The sequence below is a fragment of the Olivibacter sp. SA151 genome (assembly GCF_054130995.1).
This window is the reverse complement of record NZ_CP096391.1, coordinates 3,990,523-4,016,182: the sequence shown is the minus strand read 5'-3', so window position 1 is coordinate 4,016,182 and position 25,660 is coordinate 3,990,523. Positions and strand designations below refer to the sequence as shown.

Annotated in this window: 19 protein-coding genes; 9 read left to right on the top strand and 10 right to left on the bottom strand. The window is 41.5% G+C overall.

Annotated features, from left to right (window positions below; genetic code table 11):
• Nucleotide 1 precedes the first annotated feature (1 nt).
• Together M1D52_RS16620 and M1D52_RS16615 are read left to right on the top strand one after the other, a co-directional pair.
• Nucleotides 2-1,258, top strand: a complete 1,257-nt coding sequence (locus M1D52_RS16620) for a glycoside hydrolase family 88 protein (protein ID WP_437393050.1) — start codon at nucleotides 2-4, stop codon at nucleotides 1,256-1,258.
• 105 nt (nucleotides 1,259-1,363) lie between these two features.
• Complete coding sequence (locus tag M1D52_RS16615; protein ID WP_437393048.1) at nucleotides 1,364-5,548, top strand: two-component regulator propeller domain-containing protein; 4,185 nt, start codon at nucleotides 1,364-1,366, stop codon at nucleotides 5,546-5,548.
• 66 nt (nucleotides 5,549-5,614) lie between these two features.
• Here M1D52_RS16615 and M1D52_RS16610 read toward each other — a convergent pair whose 3' ends face one another.
• From M1D52_RS16610 to M1D52_RS16600, 3 genes are all read right to left on the bottom strand, one after another.
• Nucleotides 5,615-6,616 carry an aldo/keto reductase gene (locus tag M1D52_RS16610; protein WP_013666139.1) on the bottom strand — a complete coding sequence of 334 codons (1,002 nt, stop codon included), beginning with the start codon at nucleotides 6,614-6,616 and terminating at the stop codon, nucleotides 5,615-5,617.
• A 76-nt stretch (nucleotides 6,617-6,692) separates the two neighbouring features.
• Nucleotides 6,693-7,610, bottom strand: coding sequence for a helix-turn-helix domain-containing protein (locus M1D52_RS16605; RefSeq protein ID WP_013666140.1), 918 nt, complete (start codon nucleotides 7,608-7,610; stop codon nucleotides 6,693-6,695).
• Between the two features lie 117 nt (nucleotides 7,611-7,727).
• On the bottom strand, nucleotides 7,728-7,979 hold the full coding sequence (locus M1D52_RS16600; RefSeq protein ID WP_013666141.1) for a hypothetical protein: 252 nt from the start codon (nucleotides 7,977-7,979) through the stop codon (nucleotides 7,728-7,730).
• A gap of 109 nt (nucleotides 7,980-8,088) precedes the next feature.
• Between M1D52_RS16600 and M1D52_RS16595 the strand changes: the two genes are divergently transcribed.
• Nucleotides 8,089-8,730: a hypothetical protein gene (locus M1D52_RS16595; RefSeq protein ID WP_437393046.1), complete on the top strand. Its 642-nt coding sequence runs from the start codon at nucleotides 8,089-8,091 to the stop codon at nucleotides 8,728-8,730.
• Between the two features lies 1 nt (nucleotide 8,731).
• On the opposite strand, the gene M1D52_RS16590 is transcribed toward M1D52_RS16595, so the two are convergent.
• From M1D52_RS16590 to M1D52_RS16580, 3 genes are read right to left on the bottom strand one after another with little or no spacing between them, the layout of a single operon-like run.
• Nucleotides 8,732-9,811: a dipeptidase gene (locus M1D52_RS16590; RefSeq protein ID WP_437393045.1), complete on the bottom strand. Its 1,080-nt coding sequence runs from the start codon at nucleotides 9,809-9,811 to the stop codon at nucleotides 8,732-8,734.
• Between the two features lie 9 nt (nucleotides 9,812-9,820).
• A complete protein-coding gene (locus tag M1D52_RS16585) occupies nucleotides 9,821-10,945 on the bottom strand; it encodes a D-TA family PLP-dependent enzyme (RefSeq protein ID WP_437393043.1) in 1,125 nt (374 codons plus the stop codon).
• Nucleotides 10,946-10,973: 28 nt separating this feature from the next.
• A complete protein-coding gene (locus M1D52_RS16580) occupies nucleotides 10,974-11,444 on the bottom strand; it encodes a RidA family protein (RefSeq protein WP_013666145.1) in 471 nt (156 codons plus the stop codon).
• Nucleotides 11,445-11,735: 291 nt separating this feature from the next.
• On the opposite strand from M1D52_RS16580, the gene M1D52_RS16575 reads away from it, so the two are divergent.
• Nucleotides 11,736-12,716, top strand: a complete 981-nt coding sequence (locus M1D52_RS16575; RefSeq protein ID WP_013666146.1) for a sugar phosphate isomerase/epimerase family protein — start codon at nucleotides 11,736-11,738, stop codon at nucleotides 12,714-12,716.
• Nucleotides 12,717-12,883: 167 nt separating this feature from the next.
• Here the strand turns inward: M1D52_RS16575 and M1D52_RS16570 are convergent, their stop codons facing one another.
• Entirely contained in the window at nucleotides 12,884-13,909 is a 1,026-nt protein-coding gene (locus M1D52_RS16570; protein ID WP_437393041.1) for a LacI family DNA-binding transcriptional regulator, read from the bottom strand.
• 236 nt (nucleotides 13,910-14,145) lie between these two features.
• On the opposite strand from M1D52_RS16570, the gene M1D52_RS16565 reads away from it, so the two are divergent.
• The 3 genes from M1D52_RS16565 (at nucleotide 14,146) to M1D52_RS16555 (ending at nucleotide 18,510) form a co-directional block, all read left to right on the top strand.
• Nucleotides 14,146-14,880, top strand: coding sequence for a rhamnogalacturonan acetylesterase (locus tag M1D52_RS16565; RefSeq protein WP_437393040.1), 735 nt, complete (start codon nucleotides 14,146-14,148; stop codon nucleotides 14,878-14,880).
• An 8-nt stretch (nucleotides 14,881-14,888) separates the two neighbouring features.
• The gene (locus M1D52_RS16560) at nucleotides 14,889-15,872 is read left to right on the top strand and encodes a pectinesterase family protein (RefSeq protein WP_437393039.1); all 984 of its coding nucleotides are present in this window, start codon (nucleotides 14,889-14,891) and stop codon (nucleotides 15,870-15,872) included.
• Between the two features lie 157 nt (nucleotides 15,873-16,029).
• The gene (locus M1D52_RS16555; RefSeq protein ID WP_437393037.1) at nucleotides 16,030-18,510 is read left to right on the top strand and encodes a glycoside hydrolase family 95 protein; all 2,481 of its coding nucleotides are present in this window, start codon (nucleotides 16,030-16,032) and stop codon (nucleotides 18,508-18,510) included.
• A 249-nt stretch (nucleotides 18,511-18,759) separates the two neighbouring features.
• On the opposite strand, the gene pelA is transcribed toward M1D52_RS16555, so the two are convergent.
• The 3 genes from pelA to M1D52_RS16540 all read right to left on the bottom strand — a co-directional run bounded on the left by pelA (nucleotide 18,760) and on the right by M1D52_RS16540 (nucleotide 22,438).
• Nucleotides 18,760-19,692: a pectate lyase gene (gene pelA / locus M1D52_RS16550; RefSeq protein WP_437393035.1), complete on the bottom strand. Its 933-nt coding sequence runs from the start codon at nucleotides 19,690-19,692 to the stop codon at nucleotides 18,760-18,762.
• A gap of 104 nt (nucleotides 19,693-19,796) precedes the next feature.
• A complete protein-coding gene (locus tag M1D52_RS16545) occupies nucleotides 19,797-21,437 on the bottom strand; it encodes a glycoside hydrolase family 43 protein (protein ID WP_457941572.1) in 1,641 nt (546 codons plus the stop codon).
• A 2-nt stretch (nucleotides 21,438-21,439) separates the two neighbouring features.
• A complete protein-coding gene (locus tag M1D52_RS16540; RefSeq protein WP_437393034.1) occupies nucleotides 21,440-22,438 on the bottom strand; it encodes a pectinesterase family protein in 999 nt (332 codons plus the stop codon).
• A gap of 230 nt (nucleotides 22,439-22,668) precedes the next feature.
• Between M1D52_RS16540 and M1D52_RS16535 the strand changes: the two genes are divergently transcribed.
• Together M1D52_RS16535 and M1D52_RS16530 are read left to right on the top strand one after the other, a co-directional pair.
• Complete coding sequence (locus M1D52_RS16535; protein WP_437393032.1) at nucleotides 22,669-23,859, top strand: SusC/RagA family TonB-linked outer membrane protein; 1,191 nt, start codon at nucleotides 22,669-22,671, stop codon at nucleotides 23,857-23,859.
• On the top strand, nucleotides 23,847-25,658 hold the full coding sequence (locus M1D52_RS16530) for a SusC/RagA family TonB-linked outer membrane protein (RefSeq protein ID WP_437393129.1): 1,812 nt from the start codon (nucleotides 23,847-23,849) through the stop codon (nucleotides 25,656-25,658). Before M1D52_RS16535 ends, M1D52_RS16530 begins: the two co-directional genes overlap by 13 nt.
• Nucleotides 25,659-25,660 lie beyond the last annotated feature (2 nt).

The following is a 25,660-nucleotide window of genomic DNA, read 5'->3' as shown; positions in this document are numbered from 1 at the left end:
TATGATTTTTATATTCGTCAATACCCGTCAGTCAGACCTGAAACAACCGAAGCGAATTGCATCCCAATGCAGTGTTGCAATTGCATGCCAACTATTGTTTTACTATTTGTTCCTTCCGCACTTGTCTTATAGCCAAGTAATCCCAAAAGAAAAAGAAATATGGCAATTGGCTGAAAGACAATCCAAATTAATGATCAAGGAGTTAGCGACTGTTCACCAATCAGATACCTCCTTGGTTTCTCCCCGGTCGCTGTCAGAAAAGGGGGATTTAATTGTGGTAAAGCGAAGCGATTGGACAAGCGGTTTTTTCCCGGGTGTGCTATGGTATCTTTACGAGTATACGGGTAACCAAGATTGGAAACGGGAAGCCCGTAGGCTTACGACTATGATAGAAGACGAACAATACAATGGCAGAACGCACGATATGGGCTTTAAAATCTATTGTAGCGTCGGTAATGGTTATCGCTTAACAGATGATCCGCATGATCGGGAAGTACTTATTCAAGCCGCAAAAACCTTGGCAACCCGTTTTAATCCAAAAGTGGGTTGTATACGCTCTTGGGATCATAACAACGATAAGTGGGATTTTCCTGTTATTATTGACAATATGCTCAACCTAGAGTTGCTGTTTGCAGCTACCAAGCTCACGGGCGATTCTTCTTTTTATAAAATTGCGGTCAGCCATGCAAATACAACCATGAAGAACCATTTTCGCGCCGACTATAGCACCTACCATGTTGTTGATTACAATCCTGAAACGGGTAATGTGCGAAAAAAGAATACCCATCAGGGATATCGCGATGAATCGACTTGGGCAAGAGGTCAGGCTTGGGCTTTGTATGGATATACAATGTGTTACCGCGAAACAAGAGATCGCCGTTATTTGAAACAAGCTGATCATATAGCTAAATGGCTTTTCAGCCAGCCTAATATGCCAAATGATTTGGTACCCTATTGGGACTTCAACGCTCCACAAATACCAAATGAACCCAGAGATGTGTCAGCCGCTGCAGTTATGGCTTCTGCATTATTGGAACTAAGTGGTTTTAGTCAGGAACGCAATGCATACCGAGAAAAAGCTACACGCCTTCTAAACAGTTTGATAGACCACTATACCACTAACATAGGTGGGAACCGCGGCTTTATTCTCATGCATAGCACGGGTTCTAAACCGGCAGGAATGGAGGTGGATAAGCCTTTAAGCTATGCTGATTACTATTTTTTGGAAGCGCTATTAAGAGCGAGAAAGCTAAAGTAATAACGCATCCAATTTGTTTTGGCTAGATCACGAAACAAGCTCATTGTTTCTAATATATTCCGTACTTTTACGCTAACCAAATAGTGTTAACCTAGTATTCAATCAATGAAATGTTTTTTTGCGAAGCCTTTGTTGGTAGTGATTAGTCTTTTAACAAGCTTCTATATTTTGGAGGCAAAAGATATCCGATTTTTACATCTCGACGTAACTGAAGGGTTATCTCAAGGAAGTGTATTTGCGATCGTACAAGACTACAAGGGTTTCATATGGATCGGTACACGAGATGGTTTGAATAAATATAATGCACGCAAATTTATTGTTTATAGAAACAATCCAAAAGATACTACTTCATTAGGTGATAATTTCATCCAGTCGATTGCAGAAGATAGCAAGAAACGATTGTGGATCGGTACAGGAAATGGCCTTAATCTGTACGATCGTGCACTTGATAATTTCAGAAGGATTCCTTTAGCTAATGTTGAAACAGCAAGTTCTCCAAGCGAACCCGCGGTCCATTTTATTATGGAAGATCACTACCATCAGGTGTGGGTGGGAACCAATCAAGGGCTCTACCGGATTAAGGAGGATACGCAAATTGTTGCGGAACTGGTTTTTAATAATATCTCTGTAGACATCGGTGACGAAAAAAGATATTTTAAGAATATTCGATCAATTTATGAAGATAGTGAACATAAACTATGGTTTTGTACTGATGAAGGTGTAGTTTCCACAAGCTATGTGCCCCCTTATAAGAAGCTTAGGATTAACCGCGCTTATCCAACTTATGCAAGGTTAACGGAAGCGCGTGACCAGCGTGCCGTAGCCATTTTGGAAATAAGTCCTCATGTTTTCTGGATTGCAACAAAAACCAACGGTATAGCTGTGCTGAATGAAAAAACAGGCGAGATTAGCTACCACAAACATATCGAAGGCGATCCATATAGTCTGCCTAGCAATGATATCCGATCTATTACCAAAGATCGGAAGGGAAGACTGTGGATAGGAACATTTAACGGCTTAAGCTTATATGAACACGGTCGGTTTAAGAGTTTTCACGCTAATGACAATGACGAGTACAGCTTAAGCAACAATTCTATCAGGCCGATATATCAGGATAAAAGGGGATCCATATGGATTGGAACCTACTTTGGTGGCCTGAATGTGATTGATAATGATATACCGGCTTTTAAAAATTTTGCCCATCAACCTCATAACAGTAGCCTAAGTTATAATGTAGTAAGCTCTTTCGCCGAAGATGGTATGGGCAATCTAATAATCGGAACGGAAGGTGGCGGGATAAATTACTTAGATAATCGTCAACTTAAATTCAAACATGCTAAATACCAAGCAGGGGAAGCGGGAAGCCTGAGTCACAATAACGTGAAATCGCTATGCATTGATCGTGAAGGTAACTTATGGGTTGGAACATACGATGGAGGCCTCAACTTAAAGCGGAAGGGTGCAACGAATTTTGAACATATTAAGCATAACCCAAACAATGATCGTTCACTTTCCAATGACAATATATATGCTTTAGCTGAAGATAGTAAAGGAGAGTTATGGGTAGGGACTTACGGTGGCGGTTTAAACGTTAAGCGTAGAGGTGACCGAACGCTTTCTTTTGACAAATATAATCTAGAAAATAAAAAGCTTTCCTCTAACATGGTTCGATCCATTTATGAAGACTCACAGGGAAATCTATGGGTAGGAACACAAAACGGATTAAATCTAAAGCGACGAGGCAGTGACTATTTTCAGACTTTTGTTTGCGATCCCAATAATCCTAAGTCTATTAGCGGAAACGACATCATCAGTATACACGAAGACGGGTTGCATCGCATTTGGGTAGGAACTTATATGAATGGACTGAATTTATACCATCCCAATGATAACAGCTTTACGCACTTTAATGCAAATATGGGACTGCCCGGAAATAATATTTTCGGAATCTTGAGTGATGACCATCACAATTTATGGTTAAGCACCAATGCGGGCATATCTTGTTTTAATCCGAATACAGAGAGCGTTCGAAATTACAATACCATCGACGGATTAATTGGTGATGAATTTATTTACGGGGCGTATCATAAGCTGGCCAATGGTACCTTAGCTTTCGGAAGTTCGGCAGGGTTTACATTGTTCGATCCGGACAGTATCAGTATCAATTATTTTGAACCGCCTGTAGTTTTTACGGATTTACGCCTGTTTAATAAGAAAATAGTGCCGGAAAGCCAAAGTGTCATCGACAAAGATATTTCTTTATTGGATGAGTTGGTCCTTAATCACAAGCAATATGTCTTCAGCGTTGAATTTAGTGTTTTGAATTATATACATGCTGATAAAAATAAATATGCTTATTTGTTAAAAGGATTTGATAATGACTGGAACTTTGTAAATACACCCATTGCCACCTATACTAATTTAGATCCCGGGACTTACGAGTTGATGGTTAAAGGAACCAATAATGATGGGATTTGGAGCAAACCAACAAGCCTTATAATTCATATTTTGCCGCCACCTTGGAAAACTTGGTGGGCCTATGGTCTATACCTATTACTCGTAAGTATGGTCGCCTATTTTGTAATCCAGTTCCTTAAAGGAAGAAATCAATTAAAACACGAATTACTACTGGAGCACCTCGCTTTGGAAAAACAGAAAGAAATACACGAGGCAAAGCTTAACTTTTTCACGAACATATCGCATGAATTTAGAACGCCGCTTTCTTTAATTGTAGGGCCTATTGAGCGTTTGCAGGAAGAAGATTTGCCAACAAATGCGAAGCCGCTTTTGCATAATGCTTATAAGAATGCAAATAGATTGCTGAATTTAGTAAATCAATTACTCGATTTTAGAAAGCAGGAGAGTGGCCATCTTGATTTACAGATACAGAAAACTAACCTTGTGCGGTTTGTGAAAGAAATTGTAAGTAATTTTCTATTCCTTGCGGCAAAAAAAAATGTTCAGATTACTATTGAAAATAAAATAAATGATGGCGTCGATGTTTGGATAGATCATGAGCAGATGGAGAAGGTGCTCACCAATTTACTTTATAACGCCTTTAAGTTTACCGATAGTGAAGGGCGGATCAAGGTACAGATCGAAAAAAAAATAGAAACGCCGACATACCCATCCGGAAACTGTATTATCGAGGTTTGGGATACCGGTTGCGGTATTCCGGAAAAACATCTTCCTTATATATTTGCTCAATTTTATCAGTCGAAATCCTATGAGGATCAAACCCACACCGGTTCTGGAGTAGGTTTAGCATTGGCTCAGGGTTTGGTGAAAATGCATCATGGAAATCTTTCCGTGCGAAGTAATCTCGCAAAGGAGTTGAATGATTTTAACACGGTATTCCGAATTGAATTGCCGCTAGGGAAATCACACTTCAAAGCAACGCAATTATTAGCAAATGAAAACAAAATGGAGTTACACAAGGTGAACGATTTAAACGACGCGCTCTCTTGCGACGCAAAAGAGGAGGAAGTAGTTGATAACTCAACTAACCAGTCGGTCGTGCTGATTGTAGAAGATAATGTAGAATTGCGACGATTTATTGTGGGAAGCTTGCAGGATAAATTTAAAGTACTCGAAGCTGGAGATGGCTTGGAAGCTTGGCCGATTGTTGAATCAATACAGCCGGATATTGTGGTAACAGATGTAATGATGCCTACATGCGATGGAATCAGCTTACTTCGTAAGATCAAAGGAGAAAAAAATACGAATCATATTCCCGTCATCTTATTAACGGCGAGAACCGCAGACCCCTATATGATGGAGGCTTTTAAGGAAGGTGGAGATGATTACATTACGAAGCCTTTTAGCTTTAAATTGTTGGCGTGGAAAATTGCCAATATGTTGGAAAGCAGAAAACGACTTAAAGAGAAGTTTGTTCAGGAGTATTTATTGCAACCACATAAGACTGATGTTGTGGAAACAAATAGCTTTATGGACGATGTGATCACAATTGTAGAGGAGAATTTAAACGATGATAACTTCAGTGTGCACGCATTGGCAAGCGAAGTGGGAGTCAGCCGCACGGTGCTGTATCGTAAAATAAGGCAACTATCGGGCTTGAATTTAGTGGAATTTATTAAGGTTGTACGTCTTAAGAAAGCAGCACAGTTGCTTGAGACGAATAGCGGGTTAACTATTAGTGAGATCGCCTATAAAGTCGGATTTTCTGATCCGAAATATTTCAGTAAATCGTTTAAAGCTTTTTATCATAAATCGCCAAAAAGGTATATAGAAGACGTGATGGAACAAAAGAGCAAACTAAACATGATCTAAATGTAAGGTGTTCTATAAGCAAGTTATTAGACTTTCCCGAACACCTTACATCTTCATCTGATCAATTTAATTATTTACTAACTTTAAAGCCCCTTCACTGTAACGTTGGCCCGTATTTGGATATTTATCCATGAGTTTCTGTATCTCGTCTAAATCAGACTGACTAAGATGAACGTCTACGGCTTTTGCATTCTCTTCCAAGTACTTTCTTTTTTTTGTGCCTGGAATAGGGATCATGTCTTTTCCTTGTGCAAGCACCCAAGCTAAAGCCAATTGAGCAGGTGTAATTTGCTTGTCGTTGGCCATTGCAGCAAATTCGGCTGCTAACGACTGATTATTGGCGAGGTTTTCACCGCTGTATCGAGGTAAGGTTTTTCTGAAATCGCTTTCGTCTAAACTGTTGACATCCAGTGTATTGGTTACCAAACCTCTGGCGAGCGGTGAATAGGGAATCAAACTAATATTCAGTGCGCGTGCTGTGTCTAAAATTTCACCTTCTACATCCCTGGTCAATAGCGAATACTCACTCTGTAAAGCCGTGATCGGGTGTACAGCATGGGCTTTTTTCAAGGAACTTGCCGAAGCCTCGCTTAAGCCAAGGTAGCGTACCTTTCCTTCTTTCACCAATTCAGCCATGGCGCCGACGGTTTCCTCTACGGGAATGTTTGGATCGACACGATGCGCGTAATAGAGATCGATGGTATCGATCTTAAGCCTACGAAGACTATTTTCTACTGCTACTTTTAACCAAGCTGGAGAGCCGTCAAAATAGGTGCCCGAGGCAGCGCTAGGGCCTGCTTTACCATCTTTAAAGCGGAAACCAAACTTGGTAGCGATAAAAACTTTGTCGCGATTTGGAACAAGCACCTTTGAAATAAGCTCTTCGTTTGCGCCGTTTCCATACATATCAGCTGTATCCCAGAAGTTGATACCTAAATCAAGCGCTTTATGTAAGGTTGCTATACTTTCGTTATCGTCGGTTGGGCCATAAGCAAAACTCATCCCCATGCAACCAAGTCCTATAGCAGACAATTGCGCTGTTGTGTTACTTAAATTTCTGTATTCCATATGTTATGTTTTTTTAACAAATTTAGGATGAATAAGATAGGCTGTCCTATACTAATCAAACGACTTATTATAAAATTCACACATGCACATACTGTTCTCTGAAAATGCCCGGTGTCATCCGCGTTTGTTTTCTGAAAAAGTTGTTGAAGTACGGTGGATAGGAAAAACCTAAACTATAGGCGATTTCCGAAATGGTCCAATCTGAATGAATGAGAAGTGCCTTTGCTTCTTTAACTAACCGTTCGGCAATATGCTGCGTGGTTGTTTTGCCGGTGATTTCTTTCACTGAACGATTTAAGTGATTTACATGCACTGAAAGAATGTTCGCGTAATCTTGTGCAGAGCGGAGCCCCAATGTCCTTTCTTGACTATCGATTGGAAACTGCCGTTCTAAAAGATCCAAAAATAAATCGCATACGCGTGAAGCGGAAGAATGTGGTAAGTAACTTCGTACAGGTTGCATTTTCATCGCTTCATGAATAATCAATTGGAGATAATTACGCAGCAGATCATATTTATGCACGTAGTTAGTGGTAATCTCCTCCATCATCTTTTCGAAAAGCTCACTCACAGCCCGACATTGTGCCTCGTTTACAAAGAAAACGAAGTCGCCACCCACCTTAAACAGCGAGAGCTGATTTAAAAGAAAATGTGGGCTGTCAGTTTGTAAAAAAGACGCCGTAAAGAGGCAAAAATAACCTTCCTGTTTATCACTGATTGCTTCCCATGAATAGGGAACGGTAGGATTTGAAAACAGCAAGGCAGGGCGATCGATATCTACCCACTTATCTGCATAGTAAAGTCGTCCGGAACCAATGATTAGTGAGATTTTATAAAAGTCCCGCCGATTGTATGGTGTAGATCGAAAACAATTCTCCCGTGTAAATACATTAAAGTGGCCCAAACCATTGGCATTATTGGTTGAAAGGCCAAATGGATTAGCCCGTGGGTTTCTATTATAAAAGTCTTGTAAGCTCTCTGCTTTATTGATCATATTTGTTCTCCGTTCCTCATTACTAACGAAAATACGAAGATTATAGTCTTTTGTCAATTAGGCAATAACACGCCCAACCCATCTTTATGAAAGTCCTACAAAGCCTACGGCTTACAGCTAATTACCAGCTAGTTCCTTCTGCTCAATAGCTTTTCCAATCGAAGTTAGACTGGCTTGGTCCAGTTCACCCCAAAGCTGTACCCACTCGTTGCTTTCTTCCTTTCGAATTTCTGCTAGCTGCTGGTCTTTATCAAAACAGCTATAATAAGGTGCACCATCACTTGTTTCCAGTTGATCCACGCGTAGTGTTTTTTCCGTTCCTTGAATATGAGCCTTTATATTAAAGGAGATGTCCGCTGTATCTGCCATAACAATCGTTTTCTATCCTATTTGAAAAACAGTTAATATATTATATTGTTTGTATATTAGTATAACCGTGCTGCGGATTTGAAAGACCAAACATGATATACTAATTTGCATGAACGTAATAATCCACGAAAAAAAGTGGCTCCATATAGGCCTATTCTTACTTATCGGTATATTGGGTTTAGGGGCGCTGAAGGCTTTGATACCGGCTGCCTTTCTAAAAAAAGTGACCGGGACGGTACAAGAAATACAGCAAAAGTATAGTGCTGAGGGAGATAAAAAGTTAATCCTAATTTCATTTAAACAACAACCACTGCTTAAACATAGCTATGTAAATAAAGACTATCTTCCAAGCCCGCAAGTGAGTGAAATTAAAGAGCAATCGCAACTGGTAACTTACATATCGAGGAATGGAGGGGATCGTTTTTATGGGCTTGAATTAACTGATGGTACGCCTATACAGTCGAAGCGATGGGATTTATTGTCAGCCTATTTAAATCATTCTTTCGTGATTTTTACTTTAATGGCAATTCCCATTGGACTTTACCTGATTTACGGAAAGAAATTATTACAGTATAAACGTGATTGGATAGGATTTGCTATCTATGCCCTTACGCTGGCCTTTGTTTGGGGAAAACTGCATATTTTCTTGATGATATTACTGGTAATTGGCTTAATTCAAATAGGAAAAAGACTTTCAAAGCAAAAGGATGAGCAGGTGACAAACGACATCGATCTACCTGCTCAAACCTAAATTAATTGTTTTGCCATGCCTTCCTTAAGAACCGTAGCCAATTGCCATGACATATCTTCACAATATCGTCGGCTGTATAGCCCCGGTCAGCCAGCTTTTCATTGAATGATTGTAGGTCGGCAATCGTCTCCAAATCATACGGGCATTGCTCTTTCCCAAAGGCACCATCCAAATCTGATCCAATACCGACGTGGTTGCAATTTCCGGCTATTTGACAAATGTGATCGAGATGATCTATCAATACGTCCAGATTGCACTGCATCTCTTTCGGTGTGGAAATGCCACGCTGCCAATTGGGAACCATCATCCAAGCATCTAAAGCGCCACCTATAACGGCCCCTCGTTCAATCAGCACTTTTATTTGTTCATCGCTAAATTGCCGATTGTGATTAACCAACGCTCGGCAATTATTATGGCTCGCCCAAACAGGTCCATTGAAATGATCCAATGCCTCCCAAAAGCTATCATCACAAAGGTGTGTTGCGTCCAATATGATGTTGAGCTTCTCCATTTCTTCCAATAATTTACGCCCTTCGGGTCCCATAAAGCCTGTTGCATCCGTCCCTTGGGCATAACGACCAGGTCCGTAATGTGCCGGGCCTACCGCACGAAGCCCACTTTGCCAAGCTAGGTGCAAATGCTCAGTGGTGATTAGAGAGTCCGCTCCCTCTAAACTTAAGATGTAGCCAATCGCTTTCTTTTCGGATGGAGTGCCTTCATCCTTCCATAAACTGACATGCGCTTCCAATGACGTTAAATTGTTTATTTGACGCATCTCACCTTTGGCCTCCATGGCCTTGTACCACGCCAATTGCCCTTGCGTTTGTGCCCAGGCCTGTTCAGGCGAATGCCATCCGGGTAATGGATTATCGGGTGCAACATATCGGGCAATTTGAGTGGCTACTACAAGGCCTATACGGCCTTTCCGCAATTCAGGTAAAGATACCACCGCCTTCCCGCGGTCGGGTTTATCAGTCAACCCTTCTTCTCGTTGGTTGATTTCCTTAACAGATTTGGTTAAATCTCGGTTCCATTCCAAGGCATTCATGCTCAAATCAAGATGGGCATCTATAATAAACATAGTATGTCTTTAAATTGTAAGTTTTCGTTTCCTGGCAATGATCTGCCACTCGCCGTTCCACTGATTATCTGTAACCGCAAATGCGGTATCGTATAAAGCAACTGTCGGACAAATGTGATACGGCATTCCGTACAGAACATCGCCAACTGTATAATCGCCGGTATCGGAAACTTCTATAACAAGATGTTCCTCACTATGCGATATAGCACGGGCTTCCGACGCGTTTATAAAAAACACTCGTTTACCCAACTCATTTTCGGAAGCAATAGCTTTATGCCCTAAGTCTAAACAGAGCCTTTTATCATCTATAATTGAGATAACCCTACTAAGGACAAGGGCTGCTATTTGAAAGGGTTGCTCCGTGAAGAGATTTTGATAACCCTTATCCCAAAAGATAAAGGTTCCGGGACTACATTCTACGTCGTCTCGCTCGCTCGCAGCATGAATCGGAAAGGTTGGTGTCCCGCCTGCAACAATGATGAGACGCCGTTGGTAAAGCGCATTTAATTGTACAATAAGTTGCTCGATTTCCGTGAAGTAGCGATGGCATTGATTTTGACGTGCCTCTAGTGATGCTTCATGAATATGGCCATCATAACAGTGTAAACCTAAAAGTATCAAATTCGATAGCGATGAACATTGTTCGGCAAGAGCAGAAACTTTATCGGTTTTAATACCGGTACGGTTCATGCCTACATTGATGTCGAAATAAATATTTAGGTTGAAGCTTTCAGCAAAGGCCACCTGATTTAATTGGCTGGCAATATCAAATTGATCAACCAGGCAGGCGAAAGACGTATTGGGAAATCGCTTTACAAGCGCGATAAAGCGATTAATATTAGGTCCGACAGGTTGGTATGCCAGTAATACATCCTGAACGCCACAATCGCCTAACAGCTCTGCTTCCGCAATTGTGGCGCATTTGAATTTGTTGATACCTGCTAGTTGCAAAAGCTGTATGGCGTCAGCCGATTTGGATGTTTTGATATGCGGGCGAAGCTTGTCGACTGATTTAACCATCGACATCAGCAGCTGAATATTATTTTTTACAAGCTCCGGGAAAACAACAAGTGCAGGTGTCGATATATCTTCTACATTACTAATTCTATATGTAGAGGCTATTTCAGTTTCCATATTATCAAATTAGTAGATTGGCCGATTCTTATTCTATTTCAAACAGTGCTTCTACTTCCACCGGAATATTGTCAGGTAAACTTCCCATACCGACGGCACTCCGTACGCCGATACCGTTTTCTTCGCCCCATACTTTTGCAAATAATTCACTGCAACCGTTAATAATATAAGGATGTTTCTCAAAATTACCGGTACAGTTTACCATGCCCAATACTTTAATAACACGTTTTACTTTATTAAGGCTTCCTAAGTTCGTTTTGATCGTCGAGAGCATCGTTAACCCTACCTGTCGCGCCGCTAGTTTACCGTCTTCCATATTGATGGTTTCCCCGATGCGGCCTATAATGAGACTTTTATCGTCTCGGACAGGGCCATGTCCCGAAAGATAAAGATACTTTCCATCAATTAAATAAGGCTTATATACACCTAAAGGTGCCGGTGCAGGAGGTAAACTTAACCCAAGTGCTTCAAAATTCTTATCAGCGTCTATAAATTCCATGTTTTTATTCTTTTGTTATTTAGTACGTCTATAAATGTAGGATATTGTTTCTATTTGGCAAAACCTTTCAAAGCGATATGCTCTAAGCCGTAAGCCATATGCCTCTTAAATAGCAAAATAAGAATAAAAATACGTGTCGCGTACGATTCTATAGGAACTTTTTTCAAGTAAATGACAACTTCGTCATAAAAGCTTAGTGCTTACTGCCAGTTGCTTACCGCCAACATCAACTTGATTTTACCATAAATAAGTGTAAATTAGACGAGCTAAATTATCCTATAACACTTGAATATGGTATCTAGAAGAAAATTTATAAAGCAATCCGGCCTAGCCGTTGCTTCTGCTATGGTAAGTAGCCAGGTATTAGCCGCATGTGGTAACAAGCGTCCTCAGGAAGCGGAAATAGGCTTGCAATTATACACAATGCGTGATGAGCTTGCGAAAGACGCGAAGCAAACGATCATGAAAATAGCTAATATCGGTTATGGACATGTCGAAACTTTTTATGATTACGGTACAGAAAAAGGCTCCGGCAAATATTGGGGCTTAAGTACCGAAGAGCTAAAAAATGTGTTGGCAGACAATAATCTGCAGACCTATAGCGGGCACTATCAGCTGAATAATTTTCTAACAATGGGGAAGGGGCAAGAGGACGAGTTGAAAGCACAAGCAGATATTGCCGTTAAGCTTGGTCAACGTTATCTAATTGTTCCGGTACCACCCTTTAATCTTATCGATAAGTTAACGCTTGAAGACTTTAAATTTATGGCAGAACAGCTGAATAAAGGTGGTGAATATTGTAAAAGCTTGGGACTTAAAATTGGATACCATAATCATTTTTGGGAATTTAGAAGCTATGGACCAGACAAAAGAACAGGATATGACGTACTTGTTAGCGAAACGCAACCTGACTTGGTTGCTTTTGAATTGGATATGTTTTGGGCAATAAAGTCCGGCGCTCATCCAATAGAACTATTTGCCAAGTATCCTAAGCGTTTTGAAATGTGGCATGTAAAGGATATCGATAAATCAAAACCGGATGTTATTGTTGGCGAGGGAAAAGACTCACTCCCTTCGATGGATATCTTAAAGGACATCAAATTTGCAGAAGTTGGAACAGGAGCAGTAGATTACAAGGCGATCTTCAAAAAGTCGGAGGAAGCAGGTTTAAAACACTTCTTCGTTGAGCAGGATGGTATTTACATGGAGAACCATTTTGAAAGCATCCGATTGAGTTTTAATTATATTAAAGATAATTTGATTGGGAAATAGTTAAATAGTTGAGTGGTAGGGTAGTTGAGTCGTTAAGTGGTAAAGTAGTAGAGCTGTTTAGTGATTCGGCAATAAATAATAGAAAAGTAGTAGGAGCCGTAGCACCAACTATAACTTTGCTAAGTGATATAAATGAGGCTGACAGCTGATTTCCGATTGTCTAAAGCCTACAGCAGTTTACCCGGAATCCGTTCGATCAACTCCGTTCCTAATACGATGGATTCGTGCTCATAGACGGGATATTTACTTTCAATGAGCTGAATTAAACGATCAGTCGCCACCCTGCCCATTTCAAAGGCAGGTTGGCGTATACTCGAGAAATCGGTGCTGAATAAATCCAGTACGTCACTGTTTGAAAAACCGGCTATAGCTGGCATATAAGCCTTGTCGCCATATTTTTTGATTGCCGTTAAGCAACCAATACTGAGGCGATCGCTCGCCACGAAAATCGAATCGGGTTTTTCATCCATCGATAAAAAATATTGAACGGCAGCATCCACCTCTTTTTGATTACTGCCTCCATGATGACAATACGTAATGTTAGCCTCCTCAATAGGAATACCATTTTCTGTTAGCGCCTCTCTATATCCCGCTAACCGTTCCTTTGTAATAGAAAGATGGGGCGCATTCGCTAAATGAGCGATCTTTCTGTAACCTTTTTCTATCAGGTGTTGAGTCGCCATTTTTGCACCATTTCGATTATCGGAAGACACTTTGTGCGTGGCTAGCCCATCATAGATGCGATCAAAAAAGACAATTGGTAAACCGGCATCATGGAGTTTCTTAATATGATCAAAATTGGTGGTTTCAGCGGATAGAGAGATGAGAATACCATCTACTGATCGGTTTGCTAAATATTTGATATTCATCACTTCTCGGTCGTACGAGTCATGCGTTTGCGTAATAATGATATTATAGCCATTTTTATACGCAATGGATTCGATACCGTCAATTGCCTGCGAAAAAAAGCTGTTTGCTACCTCGCAAACCACCACCCCGATGGAATAACTCTTACGTTGTTTTAAGCTTAAAGCAATCGGATTTCGTTTATAGTTGTTTTGTTCGGCATAGGCCAATACCCTCTTTTTTGTTTCCGGATTGATCTCATAACTATCACTTAAAGCCCGGGAAACGGTAGAAGCGGATAGATTGAGTGCTTGAGCAATGTCTTTTATTGTTATTGGTTTAAACACATTTAGCTTTTTTGAATATCAAACTTAGCTAAAAATGACTTTAAATGCAACGATTTCCAATAGCTTGGTCGCGATTTTTGTTAATTGGAAGATATCGTGACGGTTAGGTGCAAACGATACCGGTATCGTTTGCGCTAATTTTCTTGTTTGGCTTTTCCATCTTTGTTTAACAATTATGTAAACTTGCCGGTAAACGCTTACAACCAAATTAGAAATCTTAACGTACCAACTGAGAAATGGAAAAGAAAAAATTACTGCTTCTGCTGTTTTGTAGCCTGTTGTTGTGCGCTTTCACCAAAAGACAACCTACTACCCTATGGATGATGGGCGATTCAACGATGGCTATAAAAGATGCCGATAAGTACCCTGAGACGGGCTGGGGCGTCCCTTTTGCCACTCTATTTAAACCAAGCGTGCGGGTGAGAAATATGGCAAAAAATGGGAGAAGCACGCGCTCGTTTATTGATGAAGGTCGGTGGCAGGAAATCTACAATCAACTCAAATCGGGCGATTATCTTTTTATTCAATTCGGACATAACGACGAAAAGGTGAATAAGCCAAAGGTAGGTACGGATATAGCCACATTTAAAGCCAACCTAAGTATGTTTGTCGAAAAAGCCCGCGAAAAAGGGGCTGAGCCGGTGTTGTTGACTTCTATTGCACGACGCAATTTTGAACAGGGAGTTTTGGTTGATACACATAAAGGTTATCCGGCGGCAACTCGGGAGGTGGCGGATAGTTTACAAGTGCCCCTAATTGATCTTACCGAGAAAACAAATCGCTTGTTAACTAAATTGGGTGAACGGAAGTCCGAAAAACTCTTCCTCCACTTAAAACCGGGACATAAAAACTATCCGGAAGGGGTTGTCGATAATACACATTTGAATAAGGAAGGAGCGATGGCTGTTGCCAAATTAGCTGTGGAGGGGATAAAAGAGCTAAAGCTCAGCCTTGTCAAAGAGTTTAAATAAGATACATCATGGGAAGAGCTTTAAGCAGTATTGTTTTCTTAATTATCAGTATGGTTTATGGGTTAGCATCGGTAAAGCAATCGACAATCGTTGTAGCACAGGATGGTTCGGGAGACTTTAAAAGCATTCAGGAGGCTTTCAATGCTGTTCCGGATTACAGCAAAAATGTTACCACTATTTTGATAAGACCCGGTGTCTACAAAGAACGTCTCCTTTTAAAGTCCTCAAAGCGGCGTGTCAAATTACTGGGAGAAGATCCTCATAAGACCTTGTTGACCTACGATAATTTTGCTGCCAAACTTAATCCGGAAACAGGAAAGAACTATGGCACTACCGGATCTTCTTCTTTTTTTATAGAGGCGGATGATTTCATCGCTGAAAATCTAACATTTGCGAATTCCTCCGGACCCGTGGGACAAGCGGTTGCTGTTAACATAACCGGTAATCGTGTAGCATTTAAAAACTGTCGATTCTTAGGCTTCCAAGATACACTTTATACAAAAGGGCCCCAAGATGATAAAAGCAAGGAAAGTTTGCAATACTTTGAAAATTGCTATATCGAAGGAACGGTAGATTTTGTTTTTGGCGCAGCAACCGCTCTTTTCATGGAATGTGAATTGCACAGCAAAGGTGATGGCTATGTGACGGCAGCTTCTACTCCACAAGACAAATCCTATGGTTATGTATTTATCAACTGCAAACTAACAGCGGCAAATGCTGCCATTTCTGCGGCTTTAGGACGACCTTGGCGTCCTTATTCGAAAGTGGTTTATATTAACTGTGATATGGGCGAACATATTCGTCCTGAAGGTTGGGACAATTGGGGAAAAGAAGAAAATGAAAGGACCGTTTTTTATGCGGAGTACAATAGTCAGGGCGCTGGCGCAAATTCCGACAAACGGGTCGATTGGGCTAAGATGCTGAATAAGGAAGACGTTGAGGAATATACTAAAGAAAAGATATTAGGTGATTGGGCTCCTTTTAACCGTTAATGTTGACATGGTCCTATAAGCGTAAACCGTGCTGTATACGGCCGTATCAATCAGGGAAATAATAATTTTGCATACATCCGAATGCCAACGTTGGAAAAATGGAAGGTTTTTAGTAATATTGAACCTGATAACCGATTATGCCATTAAGTTATATCCTATGATGCAAACAACCTTTCTACAGAAACGTGCATATATCCTTCTTTTATTAGTTGTGTTCATTTACTCAGCAGTTAATGCGACCGGATCGGATTCATACAAACTTTGGTATGATAAGCCCGCGGCCCATTGGAACGAGGCCTTGCCTATCGGTAACGGTCGGTTGGGAGCGATGCTATTTGGTGGTGTAAAGCAAGATCATCTGCAGCTGAACGAAGAGACCATTTGGTCGGGCGGACCGGGAAATAATAGTAGCAAAGATTTGTATTCGACTATGCAGGAAATACGGCGTCTGTTATTTGCAGGGAAATACAAAGAGGCTCAAGACCTTTCGAATAAAGAAATGCCAAGGGAACCGGAAGCAAACAATAATTACGGTATGTCCTATCAACCTGCGGGTGATTTATGGATTGATTTTTTACATGAGGGTGAAACAGTGGCATATCGGCGCGAATTAGATATTGCTGATGCGTTGTCTACGGTGACTTATAGAGTAGGTGAGGTAACCTATAAAAGAGAGTACTTAGCCACAGCTCATGATCAGGTAATAATGATGCGCGTGACCGCTGATAGAGCAGGAAGTATAAGCTGCAATTTGAAATTGAATACGCCGCATCTCATACATCAACAACATTTTATTGGCAATCGAATCTATGTAAACGGCACCTCGGGAGATAAGCAGAACAAAAAAGGTCAGGTTAAATTCTCGATTGCTGTAGAACCGAAAGTAAAAGGGGGGGCGCTACAAGCAGAAGGAGAAATGTTGCGTGTACGTCAAGCGGATGAATTGACGGTGTATATAGCTATCGGAACAAATTTCAATAATTATCATGATTTGGGTGGGGATGCTCGCGAACGGGCTGATGATTACCTAAACACCGCGTTGAAAAAAAGCTACAGAAAAATCAAATCAAAGCATGTAGAGGATTATAGGCGATACTTTGATCGTGTATCGTTAGACCTGGGCCAAACAGTTGCTATGAATAAACCCACTGATCAACGAGTGGCGGATTTTCATTTAGGTAATGATCCGCAATTGGTGTCGCTTTATTTTCAATTTGGCAGGTACCTGTTGATCTCTTCTTCCCGTCCAGGCACGCAGCCTGCCAATTTGCAGGGAATCTGGAATGATAAATTATCACCTCCTTGGAGTAGTAAGTATACCGTTAATATTAATACCGAGATGAATTACTGGCCTGCCGAGGTAACCAATCTGAGCGAGATGCATGAACCTTTGTTTGCTATGCTCGAAGATTTATCGGTTACAGGAAAGGAAAGCGCCTGGAACTATTACCGTGCTCGGGGTTGGAACATGCATCACAATACCGACATATGGCGTGTTACGGGGATTATCGATGGTGGTTTTTATGGTATGTGGCCAATGGGTGGAGCGTGGCTTTCGCAACATATTTGGCAACACTACTTGTTTAACGGAGACAATGCCTTCTTGGCTAAATATTATCCGATACTGAAAGGAGTAACGCAGTTTTATGTAGATGTGCTGCAGGAAGAGCCGAAGCATAAATGGTTAGTCGTAGCGCCATCGATGTCACCCGAAAATTCTTACCAATCGGGTGTAGGTATCTCAGCCGGGACTACTATGGATAATCAACTGGTTTTTGATGTCTTTTCAAATTTTCTGGAAGCAGCACATGTTTTGCAGGTAGACGAAGATTTTATGGACACTGTAGCTAGCAAACTAAAACGATTGCCCCCAATGCAGATCGGTAAACTCGGACAGTTACAGGAATGGATGGAAGATTGGGATCGCGCAGATGACCATCATCGGCACATATCTCATCTCTATGGATTATACCCCGCTGCACAGATATCACCTATTCGGCACCCTACTCTTTTTGAAGCCGCTAAGAAGTCACTTGTTTTCCGGGGCGACAAATCAACAGGTTGGTCTATGGGTTGGAAAGTAAACTGGTGGGCAAGGTTACTAGATGGCAATCGTGCTTATAAATTAATAGCTGATCAACTGAGTCCTGCTGCTAATGATGGCAACGGCGAAGCAGGCGGTACTTACGCTAATCTGTTAGACGCACATCCACCTTTTCAAATTGATGGAAATTTTGGTTGTACCGCGGGAATAGCTGAAATGCTGATCCAATCGCATGATGGTTGTTTACACATTTTGCCAGCTTTGCCCGATCAGTGGCAGAATGGTGAGGTGAAAGGATTGAAAGCCCGAGGTGGCTTTATTGTGGACATAGCATGGAAAGATGGTAAGCTACAAAAGCTGAAGGTACATTCTCGACTTGGAGGCAATTGCAGAATCCGGATTGCTAGCGCGAAGATGGTCGATAAACTTGCTGTAGAGAAAGCAATAGGCGAAAATTCGAATCTCTTATATAAGGTACCCGAAATTAAAGAACCAATTAGTCACATAGGTCAATTAGCGGCAAATTATACGGAAGAATTCGAGGAATATGATTTACCAACTAAAAAGGGAAAGACTTATTTTCTCTTAAAGTAAGATACTTGTGAAAGCCCATTTACATTCTTGTTCCATTCGAGCTATATCCGATATAGGTACGCACTATAGAAACCGAAGGAATACCCAATGGGTAGCGGAGATATACCGAATGACAGGTGGATATAACGTGGACTAAAGGTGGACTTGATGTGGACTTAACGTGGATTTAGACAACTTGATATCTTTTAAAAAAATGAGATACTAATTGTGGATGAGAAAGGATTTACAAAGATACGAATAATTACCCCATTAAAATTGGTTCAACTTCCATTTTTTATAGGTCTTCCTTACTTTATCTCCCCAATTTCCATACCAAGCATAGCCTATGCGGCGCTCGTTTTCAATAGCTGAAAGTGTCTGACGAGGTACACCATCGCGTCCGACAAACAAAGGTTCTTGCTGCTTTAAATCATAAAAGCGAGCCCAGCAGTCGGTTCCTGGTTGGTGAACCAGTACACGATCTTTTCCACTAGGTTGCGTTGAATCTTCAATAATTACAGCTTCTTTATTCTCAATTTTATGATCGGCAAACCATTTCACACCAGTTTCGATTGCTTCTATTAATAGAGGTGATTTTGGCTGGTCCATTAGGAAAAGCAAAACATCACTAGACTCAGCAGCAGCAAGCGAAGGTAATTCATAAACCCTCGCTTTTGCCGGTTGTAGCCTATCTTTATCATATTGTGCTGCCCAGATTGTTTTTTGTCCGTTTATTATAACCTGCGTTTTCAATATACAATCGACACCCAAATAAAGTGCCTTTTTTGCCTTTTGCTTATAGTCTTCTCCAAGAATACCAAAGCTGTTTGTTGCTGCCACAATGTCTTGCATGATCCGCAAGACATTGATCATTGCGCGATCATTATACGTGATTTGCGATCGATAAAGATGGGTGTCGGGATAATACTGCGGCCACCCGCCATTGGGATATTGAGCTTCTATAAGATAATTAATGCCTTTTTTTGCCGCACTTAAATATAATTTATTCTGCGTTTTCTCATACGCCTTGATCAGGTAGCGGATTTCGCTACTGGTTGCATTATTATCTATCGTAGCATCCGTTAAATCTTTTTGTTCCTCAGCAAGCGCAATTTCTGATGTCGTAAATACATGCTGATAGTCCACTTTTTGTTTGTTGAAAAATTTGGACCAGCCACCGCAGCTTCTTTGTAATAACAACATGTTTTCAGCCGTTGGATCCGTTTTTTCCTGCTCCTGTACAAAACCAAAGGAGCAGAGTAAAAAAATTAAACTAAGCCACCGAAAACATTTCAACCCAAGCATACTTATTTTTCTATTCTAAACCAGTCGTAATCGCCCCATCCGGAATCGTTGATTTGGGTTGAACGGGTACTAAAAAGGCCAACTTTTGCGCCAATCCATTGCCCGGGAGTGGCCTTAAATAAGGCATCAATTTCTATAAATGTCTTGCCATCTTCGCTATAGCTAAACTGACATTGCGCGCCGGCATTTACACGGACACGAAGGTAAAGCGTATTTGTTTTTATTTTCGAGATAATTCTCTCCTTTTCTGTTGCACCTTTATGTGCATCTTTCGCTTCTCCGTATACCAGCGCTATGCCGTCTTGCCCGTTTTTTAGACTTAAATGGGCATAACTTTGCCCCATGATAATTAAACCGGTTTTTTCATCCTTTATTTTCTTATTCGGTGAGAAAGTGACCTTTGTGGTTGCTGTAAATACTTCCGTGGGAAATTTTTGTAATAATATATTTGGAACATCCCATAGATTGCGGGCGCTGTCCGGAGCCTGCTGTGTATAAAGTCGCAGTACGCCCTTTTCAGGATAAAAGAACGACCAAGTGGCCTTCGGATTGGCTTGCCATTGCCATTGTTTGCCCATGGCTCGATCATTGAACTCATCACTTTCGACAGGTGTTTGTATAGGATAGTTTTTTCCCACATTCGGTTTTTGATGGGATAAAACCGGTTCACCCGTTCCTTTTCCTTCCACATCTTTCCCTATAACAGGCCAGTCCTTTACCCATTTCATGGGTTGAAGATGCACCACTCTTCCATAAGCATCTTTATCCTGAAAATGAAGGAACCAATCTTCACCTTTCTGTGTGTCTACCCATCCACCTTGATGAGGCCCATTAATGCTTGTATTCCCTTGTTCCATGGCTACATGCCTTTCGTAAGGGCCGTAGATGTTTTTTGAACGTAGTATGAGCTGCCAGCCCGTGGCTACTCCGCCAGCTGGCGCCATGATATAATAATATCCGTTCCGCTTATAAAATTTAGGTCCTTCAATCGTAGGATCTAAAGCATGCCCATCATAAACAATCGTACCCTCGTCTAGGGTTTTTGTGCCATCAGCACTCAACCTCTTGATGGCTATGATACTTTTAATACCGGCGCGACTACCGGCATATGCATATGCAATGTAAGCTTGGCCATCGTCATCCCACAAAGGGCAAACATCAATCATTCCTTTACCTGCTTCAACAAGCACCGGCTCCTCCCAATCACCGCACGGGTCTTTTGTTTTGATCATATAGATGCCAAAATCAGGATCACCATAGTAGATATAGAACTCACCATTATGATGACGGATGGATGGTGCCCAAACCCCGTTGCCATGTTGCGTTTTTGAGAAGTGATCAAAGGGCGGCTGCCTTTTTAAGGCATGTCCAATAAGCTGCCAGTTTACCAAGTCCTTCGAATGTAAGATTGGTAAACCGGGAACGGCATCAAAGCTGGAAGCTGTCATGTAAAAATCATCACCTACCCGAATGACGTCGGGATCGGAATAATCGGCGTCAAGCACGGGATTCTTATAGGTACCGTTGCCCTGATCGGCCACCCAAACCTGCGAGACATAAGGCTTGTCTTGCGCTGTCGATTTTATGAGGGAACAAACTATTAACAATAAGGATAATAAGCCTGTGTTTCGTAGCATTTTCATGTTTACTTGTTAGTTGTCGGATTCCAAGGATCCTGGTAATTGAATATCTGCTTAAGCGTATAAGATTCTATGTCTTTTTCTGTCAGCTGTTTACTCCATTTCACGCGAGCTGCTGCATGAGCTCCCGGTCCTTCACTGTGGAATTCTGCATAATAAGCAGTTGATTCGTTTGCCGGGTTACGCCAGTTGTCCCATCCTTGCGGAAGGATATGTGGACCCATATGGCAGCGTATAAAGACTGTCTTGGCATAAGGGCGCCAAGGTCGGCCAAGATACACCTTCGTTGCTTCTTTATCTGCAGTAAGCTTGCAATCTAAAAAGACAAAGCCGAAGGCTTGCCGTGGTGTTGTGGATGCTGCTGTAATATACGAGTTACTTAAACTATGAATAGTACACCGTTGAAAAACTGCAGTAGCCTGTCCAAATATAAAATCGGTGGTTCCTTCAATATAACAATTGACGTAGTATTGTCGACTGTTTTCCGTGGCTGTATAGAGTGTGTCTTGATTCCCCAAGAGCCTGCAGTTTTTTATGACAACCCGATCCGCTTCCACATGCAAAGCCACTGCTTGGCCAACGCGACCCGCTGTATTTTGTATTGTCAGTCCTTCAGCGGTAAAATCATTTCCCTGCACCAAAACCGTATATGAATTATAGGTTGTAAAGGCTTTTTTTCCAAAGGCATCAACCGTATCCGTATAGGGCTTCCCGGAATAGTCTGCGTTAGTAATGATTGTTTGCCCGGTACCGTCTCCAATGAAAGAAATATTCGTTTTCCATGACGGGATAACTATCTTTTCTCTATAAACACCTTTTCGGATATAAATCCGAACCTGTTGCTGTGATAAGTCGCGCACGGCATTGACTGCTTCTTGAATCGTACGGAAGTCGCCATCGCCCTCTTGGCTAACAATAAAGCGATCCGGATAAACGGTTTGGGAAAAAATCGGATGATGAAATATACAGCCGAATATAATAATCAATAGTGCGATCCTCTTCATAATATATAGGAAGGTCATGGATTTTCTGATTGGTCCGTAGAACAAGAATAGGGAGAATTTTTATAATGCTAGCAGGGCAGAACGATAATTTTTACGCAATCGTTTCCGGGATCGATTGCGTAAATTTCAAGTGATGCCAACGTTGGAAATACACTGGGATAATTCTATACTTGCGAATCAGATGCTAAGCAATTAAAATCACAAGCCAAAATTAATACTAGCTAATCAAAATGATGCAATTACCTAAAAGGATCAGCAGTTTTTTTATTATGTTTTTTTGTCTGACGGGGATTAACTTATCCTTTGCGGTTGGACAAAATGGGACCGTTACAGGAAAGGTGGTCGATAAAGAAGGGTTACCCCTAATTGCTGTCAGCGTGTTGGTGAAAGGAACCACCACTGGCACCAGTACAAATAATCAAGGAGAATTCAGCTTAACACTGCCTGCGATGCCAGCTACCTTGGTTTTTAATTATGTGGGATACAAAACCCGGGAGATACCAATTGATGCACCAAAGAGATTATCAAATGTCGTGTTAGAAGAAGACGCAACTAACTTGGATGAGGTAGTAGTAATCGGCTATGGCACGGTTAAAAAAAGGGATCTCACAGGAGCAGTCACTTCAGTCGCGCGTGAAGAGCTAACAAAATTACCTACTACGAATGTAATGGAGTCAGTACAAGGAAAAGCGCCTGGAGTAGATATTGTGCGACAAAGCGGTTCTGCCACATCCGGTGTAAGCATTACTGTGAGAGGTAATCGCTCCATTACCGCTGGCAATGGACCACTCTTTATTGTTGACGGGATGCAATATTCCAGCATTCAGGATATCAACCCCAATGACATTGAAAGTATGGAAGTGTTAAAGGATGCCTCTTCCACAGCCATATATGGTTCAAGAGGAGCGAATGGTGTGATCATTGTCACCACCAAGCGAGGTGTATCCGGTGCTCCTAAGGTTTCCTTTAATGCTTATTACGGCGTACAAAACGTGGCGGGATATCCGCGCGTAATGAACGGACAGGAATATGTGGCTTTACGTAGGGAAGCTTATCGTACTACGGGTGTTTGGAGCAGTCCGGCCGACGATGCCAAAATATTCAGTAATGAGCAACTCAGTTTTATCGAAAACAATGTTTCTACCGATTATGCGGATATGTTATTAGGAACAGGACATCAACAGGATTATCAGCTAAACATTTCCGGGGGTACGGAGAAACTGAAATCTTACTTCTCGGTTAATTTTTTCAATGAAAAGGGACTATTCGAAATGGATGATGCCACGCGCTATACCGCTCGGTTAAATCTTGATTACCAAGTGGCCGGTACACTTAAAGTGGGAACGCAAACCCAGTTAACTTATTACGATCAAAACAAGCGTGCCGATCCGCTTAATCAGCCAATAAAATTAGTCCGCTGAATACACCCTTTGACACAGAAGGTAATTATATTATTTACCCCGGACAGGGTGGAGCCATCAACCCCTTGGCGGATGAGCAACCAGGCAATTACAAAAACAATGTAAAAACACTCCGTGTATTCCCAACCGTTTTTGCGGAGTTTAAACCCGTTGAAGGATTGAGTATTCGCGGTAACTTTGCAGTAAATCTTTCTAATTTACGCGATGGTTTATATGAGGGTTCCTACTCAATTCGTCGTAACGGAGCGAATTCACGCGCTACCTATGTGACAAACAATGGGTTAGGCTATAACTGGCAAGCAATTGTGAATTACCAGAAGACTTTCGGTGAACATGATTTCAGTATAACAGGTATCAGTGAATACCTTTATAATGATACCGAGAATGCGACAGCGCAAGGGGAAAATCAATTATTAGACAATAATTTCTTTTATAACCTTGGTTCGAATACGCAAAACCTCGCTATAACCAGCGCTTATACCGAAACAAAACTACTATCGTATGCCGCTCGGGTAAATTATGGTTATAAAGGAAAATACCTGTTGACACTAACGGCACGGACGGATGGTGCTAGTCAGCTGGCTGTAGGGAACAAATGGGACTTTTTTCCTTCTGTAGCGGGCGCTTGGCGTATCGTAGATGAGGGATTTATGAAGGAGCAATCGTTGTTTAGCGATCTTAAATTGCGAGCAAGTTATGGTGTTTCCGGCAACTCTTCAGTCGTTGCTTATTCATCGCAGAGTACGCTCACCAGAATCCCTTTTGCTTATGGTGACGCGTCTGCTCCTGGATACGGTTTTCCAAACAATTCACGAAACCCCCAGTTAGGTTGGGAAAAATCGGCTAACACCAATATCGGGTTGGACTTCGGATTGTTCAAAGGAAGACTAAACGGTACCTTAGAACTCTATCACACCAGTACGAGCGACTTATTGCTCGATAGAATCCTGCCACCTACTTCCGGCTATTCTTTCGTTACACAAAATATTGGTAAAACAGAAAATAAAGGTATTGAGTTTATGTTAAATGCGGCTCCAATAAGCAACAACCAATTTAAATGGAACAGTACGGTATCATTTACCAAAAATATTGAAAAGGTGAAAGAGCTGATCGATAACCAAGATGTGATCAGCTTGGATGCTCGTTACGTAGTTGTTGGCTATCCCGTTAATTCTTATTTCGATTATGAAAAGCTCGGTATCTGGCAACTAGGAGAAGAAGAACTAGCGGGTCAATATGGTCAAAGACCCGGTGACATACGAGTAAAAGATCAGAACGGCGATAACGTGATTACCGCAGATGGTGATCGCGTAGTAGTAGGCTCGCAAGTGCCTAAATGGAGCTTGGGTTGGAACAACGATTTTAGCTATAAAAATTTCGATTTAAACATTAATGTTTTTGCGCGCATTGGACAAATGATCAACGCCAATTACCTGACCCGATACGATCCCCAAGCCGTTGAAAATAGCACAGCTGATATTAGTTACTGGACACCCGAAAATCCCAGTAATCAATGGCCGCGGCCTAATGCCAATTTAAGTAGAACAAGTATGCTCTATACTTCTACCTTGGGTTATACGGACGGCTCTTTTGTGAAATTGAGAAATGTAACCCTAGGGTATACTTTACCCACTTCCGTGACGGATAAATGGGGCTTAGCTAAATTGAAGGTATATGTGTCGGGTAGAAACTTGGCGATGTGGACCAAAACCATTAACGGATACGATCCGGAGCGTGGAGGCGGTGAGTCAGCTCCCTTAACGCGCTTAATTGTGGCAGGTATTAATGTTAACTTTTAAAG

What these genes read in the sequence shown, in the direction of transcription:
- M1D52_RS16620 (WP_437393050.1), top strand. Translation starts at nt 2, where the DNA reads ATGATTTTTATATTCGTCAATACCCGTCAGTCAGACCTGAAACAACCG.
- M1D52_RS16615 (WP_437393048.1), top strand. Translation starts at nt 1,364, where the DNA reads ATGAAATGTTTTTTTGCGAAGCCTTTGTTGGTAGTGATTAGTCTTTTA.
- M1D52_RS16610 (WP_013666139.1), bottom strand. Translation starts at nt 6,616, where the DNA reads ATGGAATACAGAAATTTAAGTAACACAACAGCGCAATTGTCTGCTATA.
- M1D52_RS16605 (WP_013666140.1), bottom strand. Translation starts at nt 7,610, where the DNA reads ATGATCAATAAAGCAGAGAGCTTACAAGACTTTTATAATAGAAACCCA.
- M1D52_RS16600 (WP_013666141.1), bottom strand. Translation starts at nt 7,979, where the DNA reads ATGGCAGATACAGCGGACATCTCCTTTAATATAAAGGCTCATATTCAA.
- M1D52_RS16595 (WP_437393046.1), top strand. Translation starts at nt 8,089, where the DNA reads ATGAACGTAATAATCCACGAAAAAAAGTGGCTCCATATAGGCCTATTC.
- M1D52_RS16590 (WP_437393045.1), bottom strand. Translation starts at nt 9,811, where the DNA reads ATGTTTATTATAGATGCCCATCTTGATTTGAGCATGAATGCCTTGGAA.
- M1D52_RS16585 (WP_437393043.1), bottom strand. Translation starts at nt 10,945, where the DNA reads ATGGAAACTGAAATAGCCTCTACATATAGAATTAGTAATGTAGAAGAT.
- M1D52_RS16580 (WP_013666145.1), bottom strand. Translation starts at nt 11,444, where the DNA reads ATGGAATTTATAGACGCTGATAAGAATTTTGAAGCACTTGGGTTAAGT.
- M1D52_RS16575 (WP_013666146.1), top strand. Translation starts at nt 11,736, where the DNA reads ATGGTATCTAGAAGAAAATTTATAAAGCAATCCGGCCTAGCCGTTGCT.
- M1D52_RS16565 (WP_437393040.1), top strand. Translation starts at nt 14,146, where the DNA reads ATGGAAAAGAAAAAATTACTGCTTCTGCTGTTTTGTAGCCTGTTGTTG.
- M1D52_RS16560 (WP_437393039.1), top strand. Translation starts at nt 14,889, where the DNA reads ATGGGAAGAGCTTTAAGCAGTATTGTTTTCTTAATTATCAGTATGGTT.
- M1D52_RS16555 (WP_437393037.1), top strand. Translation starts at nt 16,030, where the DNA reads ATGATGCAAACAACCTTTCTACAGAAACGTGCATATATCCTTCTTTTA.
- pelA (WP_437393035.1), bottom strand. Translation starts at nt 19,692, where the DNA reads ATGTTGTTATTACAAAGAAGCTGCGGTGGCTGGTCCAAATTTTTCAAC.
- M1D52_RS16545 (WP_457941572.1), bottom strand. Translation starts at nt 21,437, where the DNA reads ATGAAAATGCTACGAAACACAGGCTTATTATCCTTATTGTTAATAGTT.
- M1D52_RS16540 (WP_437393034.1), bottom strand. Translation starts at nt 22,438, where the DNA reads ATGAAGAGGATCGCACTATTGATTATTATATTCGGCTGTATATTTCAT.
- M1D52_RS16535 (WP_437393032.1), top strand. Translation starts at nt 22,669, where the DNA reads ATGATGCAATTACCTAAAAGGATCAGCAGTTTTTTTATTATGTTTTTT.